The sequence below is a fragment of the Devosia sp. genome, assembly GCF_028290645.1.
Lineage (GTDB): Bacteria > Pseudomonadota > Alphaproteobacteria > Rhizobiales > Devosiaceae > Devosia_A.
The window spans coordinates 1-4,952 of record NZ_JAQGJL010000095.1; the positions used below are offsets into that span (position 1 = coordinate 1).

Annotated in this window: 6 protein-coding genes; all 6 read left to right on the forward strand. The window is 65.9% G+C overall.

Features of this window, described 5'->3' with window-relative positions; translation table 11 throughout:
- Positions 1 to 120 precede the first annotated feature (120 nt).
- Complete coding sequence (purQ, locus tag JWQ89_RS05325) at positions 121 to 786, forward strand: phosphoribosylformylglycinamidine synthase subunit PurQ (protein WP_299639060.1); 666 nt, start codon at positions 121 to 123, stop codon at positions 784 to 786.
- Between the two features lie 160 nt (positions 787 to 946).
- Positions 947 to 2,260 (forward strand): hypothetical protein, encoded by a 1,314-nt coding sequence (locus JWQ89_RS05330; RefSeq protein ID WP_299639061.1) that lies wholly within the window; start codon positions 947 to 949, stop codon positions 2,258 to 2,260.
- A 94-nt stretch (positions 2,261 to 2,354) separates the two neighbouring features.
- Positions 2,355 to 3,005, forward strand: coding sequence for a Pr6Pr family membrane protein (locus JWQ89_RS05335; protein WP_299639062.1), 651 nt, complete (start codon positions 2,355 to 2,357; stop codon positions 3,003 to 3,005).
- A 73-nt stretch (positions 3,006 to 3,078) separates the two neighbouring features.
- Positions 3,079 to 3,960 (forward strand): CHAD domain-containing protein, encoded by an 882-nt coding sequence (locus tag JWQ89_RS05340; protein ID WP_299639064.1) that lies wholly within the window; start codon positions 3,079 to 3,081, stop codon positions 3,958 to 3,960.
- The gene (locus tag JWQ89_RS05345) at positions 3,961 to 4,428 is read left to right on the forward strand and encodes a CYTH domain-containing protein (RefSeq protein ID WP_299639066.1); all 468 of its coding nucleotides are present in this window, start codon (positions 3,961 to 3,963) and stop codon (positions 4,426 to 4,428) included.
- Positions 4,429 to 4,496: 68 nt separating this feature from the next.
- The coding region (locus JWQ89_RS05350; RefSeq protein WP_299639067.1) for an AIR synthase related protein at positions 4,497 to 4,952 on the forward strand (456 nt) is incomplete at its 3' end.

The window sequence follows — 4,952 nt, forward strand, 5'->3', positions numbered from 1 at the left end:
GCCCTTCGGGCACCTTCTCCCACAAGGGGAGAAGGCGATCCGGGGTACTCCCGCACACTCGCCCTTGCTTTTGCCCCGTAGACTCATCAAGTGATCGGTGTCTCGCATCTGGAGTTGCCGATGAAAGCCGCTGTCGTCGTGTTCCCCGGTCTCAACCGCGACCGCGACATGATCGCCGCTCTCGAAAAGATCAGCGGCCAGGCGCCCATCGTGGTCTGGCACAAGGATGCCGAGCTCCCCAAGGTCGACCTCATCGTCATCCCCGGCGGCTTCTCCTACGGCGACTATCTGCGCGCCGGCGCCATCGCAGCGCGGTCGCCGCTGATGCAGACAATCCGCGAGCGGGCCGAGCAGGGCGTCAAGGTGCTGGGCGTCTGCAACGGCTTCCAGATCCTCACCGAAGCGCAACTGCTGCCCGGCGTGCTGATGCGCAACGCCTCGCTGAGATTCGTCTGTCGGGAGGTAAAACTCTCGGTCGAGAACGCCGACACCGAGTTTACCCGCGGCTATGCCCGGGGCCAGGTCATCCGCTGCCCGGTAGCGCACCACGACGGAAACTACTTCGCCGACGCCGAAACCCTCGCCGCAGTCGAAGGCAACGGCCAGGTGGCGTTCCGCTATGCCGAGGGGACCAACCCCAACGGCTCGCTCAACGACATTGCCGGCGTATTCAACGCCGGCAAGAACGTCCTCGGCCTGATGCCGCATCCGGAAAACCTGATCGAGAGCGCGCATGGCGGGTCGGACGGGCGCGGTCTCTTTGCGGCCCTGCTCGAAGCCGCCTGAGCGCTTGCCGTTCACGTCATCAGTACTGGCTTGATCCTCGCCCGCCGAGGTGCGAACAATCCACCGTTGCGGCGCTGGCTCGGACCCGGAGGGGACGATGCGTGGGCGACTGGCGTGGGCTGGCTCGATACCGGCTGGATTTTCTGGATTATTGGCAACGATGGTGGGCGGACTGGCCGCCCTCTTTCTTTTCGTCGCGACGCTGCCGGCCTCGGCCCAGGGCCCCTACTACGAACTGGTCGAAACCGTCATCGACCCGAACAACGATCCGAACTGGACCGTCAGCGACGGGCATATCTCGCTCAAGGACGTGAACGGCACCTATAGCGTCGAGTACAGCTGGTCGCCGCCGCCGCGGACCAGCGACAGCGCCGGCTTCGACGTCAACCTGAACATCGACGGCAAGGCCACCCCCAATCGCGTCTACGCGGGCATCGGCATCAACAGTCCCAGTGGCGGCTTCAGCTTCGACAAGGACCCCGCGGGCGCCGACGTTTCGGTCCCCGACGCCGCCGCAGGGGGCTCCGAAAGCCGCTCGAACTCGATCTCCGTCCACGCCATGCCATCGGCCTCCTATGGCGACGATTCCGTAATCGAGCTCAGGATCGGCGCCTACTACGCCTATGGCGTCACCTACCGCTACAGGGTCTCGGCGACGCCGGTGATCATCACTCCGCCGCAGCAGGGTCGGCTCAGCGTCACGGTGGATTGCCCCACCGACATCGTCGTCGGGGCCCTGCCGAGCCTCAACTGCCACCTGCTGATCAGCGGCTTCCGGCGCAACACAGCCGACCCGGTGGAAGTGATCGTGCCCAACATGCTCGACCAGTTCGGCAACCATGCCAACGGCATCCAGGTCGTCGATCTCGACGGGGCCGAGGACGTATTCAACTGGGTGGAGCCGCACAGCTGGGGCTTCTTCGTCTTCGCCTGCTCCGGGCCCAATATCGGCGCCAACTGCTATGACAACATGGCCACGCCCGGTCCGGCGAGCATCCCCGTGATCGTCCAGCAGACGGGTCTCGAGCCGGTCAACCTGCTGCTCAGCTTCAACGTCGTTGGCAAGGGCGCCCAGCTGGGCGGCCTCGGGCAGGAAGTCCGCATCGGCAGCCGCTGGATCGCCAGCACCTTCATCAACAGCGAGTCCGGACTGCCCGACAGCACCACGATCCTGCTTGACTGGCTCAGCGCGCGCTGGACCCTCGATCCGGTCGAGGGCGGTTACGTCCGCATCCACAGCGTGTGGAAGCCCAACCAGTACCTGCATGTCGAGAACGGCTCGCTCGAGGTCGGCCCGATCCGGCCGGAGTGGCAATCGGCGATGTGGCAGATGGAATCGAGCGGCGGCGGCTACTACGTGCGCTTCCGCAATGTCTGGCAGGCCGATACCTACCTCAACGTGGAGAGCGGCCATCTGGCGAGCACCCCAATCGGTGCGGACTGGCTCAGTGCCGACTGGTGGCTGCTGCAATAGCGCGAACGACAACTTGATCTAAAGAGCACATGGCCGACCGGGCGCATCCGGTCTAGTCTCGGTGTCATTGCCACTGGTTGCCTGAGATACTGCCTTGCGGATCATCCTCGCCTGGGCCGGCCTTGCGGTCGGCGCCGTCGGACTTGCGCTCGACTTCTGGGTGATTTTCCCATCGGTGATGACCGTCACCGCCGGGAACCCGGTAGCGCGCTCCCTCCCCGACACGTTCATCTATTTCTGGACGTTCTTTACCCACCTCACCAACCTGTGGCTGGTCCTGACCTATGCCGCGGTGGTCAGCGACTGGAACTCGCTCTGCTGGTTCAGGCGCCCGGTCATCATGGCCTCCGCCGCGGCGTTCATCACTCTGGTGATGCTCTACTACCATTTCATGCTGGCGCCGACGCTGCACATGCAGGGCGCTCTCGCCGTCGCGACCTATCTGCTCCACTACGTCGCCCCGCTTCTCTACCTCGCCTGGTGGGCGCTGTTCGCGCCGCATGGCGCGCTCCGCTTCAAGCATATCGGCCCGATGCTGCTGCCCGGCATCGCCTACGTCGCCTGGGTACTGCTGCGCGGGGCGGTGGTGGGCGAGTATCCCTACGACATCCTCGATGCGGGGAAGTTCGGCTATGGCGCCGTGGCGATCGGGGTGGCCGTGCTGCTTGTCGCCGTGACCGTCTTCTCGGTCGTCATCGTGCTCGCCGATCGCTGGCTGGGCCGCCGGGCGGTGGCTTCGGTTTGAGACGGTTTGACTTGTTTGTGACACCCGGGGGAACGTAAGCTCCAACGCGGCCACAGGGTCAGCGGGAGCGTCGATGAGTTTTCAGTGGTCCCGGGCCGACCGCTCGACGGGCGAAGGATTTCTACGAATAGCGCGTGAGCAGATCGGCAAGGCGATCGCCGGGGCCGAAAACCCCTCCGAATCGCCGGAGAGGCGTGTGCACGAGGCACGGCGCCGGTGCAAGAAACTGCGCGCCCTGTTCCGGCTGGTACGGCCCGATTTCAGCGGTTACGCCGAGGAGAACGCCTTCGTCCGCGATGCGGCGCGCACGTTGTCGGCGGCGCGCGACATGCGCGTCACCCGGAACACTCTCGTCGAACTGATGGCCTGGGCCGGGCGGCCGATGGCCCCTCCTGCCGAAGACGGCGCTGCGTCGAACCCCGAAACCGAAGCCGAGGCCCTCAGGCACTTCGCCGGGCAGATGCGCGAACTCGAGCACCGCAGCGCCGCCTGGCGCCTCGACAGGATCGACCTCGACACGCTCGCCACCGGCCTCAAGCGCACCTATCGATCCGGACGAGACACGGGCCGCCACGCCGAGCGGCAGCGCACCGACGAAGCGTTCCACGAGTGGCGCAAGTTCGCCAAGTACCACTGGAGCCAGCTCGGCCTGCTCGAGAGCTGCGCCGCCGACATCATTCCGTCGGCTCACAAATGCGCCGGGGACCTCGCCGAGCAACTCGGCATCCATCACGATCTGGCTGTGCTGAGCGAACTGCTGGGGACTGCCCCGGAGGAGCTTGCCGCCGATATCGATATCGACTTCGCGCTCGACGCCGCCCACCGTCGCCAGGCCGAGATCGAGGAGAACATCCGCACGCTCGGGTTGCAGGTCTTTGCCGAGCGGCCCAAGGCGCTCAAGGCGCGCTTCACAGCCTATCTAAAGGGCTGGATGACGGACGAGGCGGCCGCGTAGATGGGCATCGAGATCGAGCGCAAGTATCTCGTCGCCACCGAGGGGTGGCGCGACGTGGTGCGCAGCACCCAGAAGCTGCGGCAGGGCTACCTCACCGCTGGCGGCGGCGTGACGGTACGGGTGCGGACCGTCGACGACCGCACCGGCTACATCACCATCAAGAGCGGCGGCTCGGCACTCGCCCGCGCCGAGTTCGAGTACGAGATTCCGATCGCCGATGCGCGCCAGCTCCTCGGCTACTCGCGCGGCAGCCAGATCGAAAAGACCCGCCACAGCCTCACCCTCCCCGGCGGCGACTGGGTGGTCGACGAGTTCGAGGGCCGGCACCGGGGCCTTGTCATCGCCGAAGTCGAGCTCGAGAGGCCGACCGGCGCGCTCGAGCTCCCGGCCTGGCTCGGCGACGAGGTGACGGGCGATCCGCAATACTACAATTCCAGCCTCGCCATGCTTGTCGGCGGGGAAATCTAGCCCATCTGAGTGTCGCGCGCTGGCGCCATCCGCTATAGCGGGCGATAGCGGATCAAGACCGGACTCTCATGACCTTCAACAACCATGTCGCCATCACGCCACAGCTCGTCGCCGACCACGGGCTGAAGCTCGACGAGTACCAGAAGATCCTGCAGCTCATCGGCCGCGCGCCGACTTATACCGAGCTCGGCATCTTCTCGGCGATGTGGAACGAGCACTGCTCGTACAAGAGCTCCAAGCGGTGGCTGCGCACGCTCCCCACCACCGGCGAGCGCGTCATCCAGGGCCCCGGCGAGAACGCCGGCGTTGTCGATATCGGCGACGGACAGGCCATCGTCTTCAAGATGGAGAGCCACAACCACCCGAGCTTCATCGAGCCCTATCAGGGCGCCGCGACCGGCGTCGGCGGCATCCTCCGCGACGTCTTCACCATGGGCGCCCGGCCGATCGCTGCCATGAACGCCCTGCGCTTCGGTTCGCCTGAGCATGCCAAGACCCGCCACCTGGTGTCCGGCGTCGTTGCC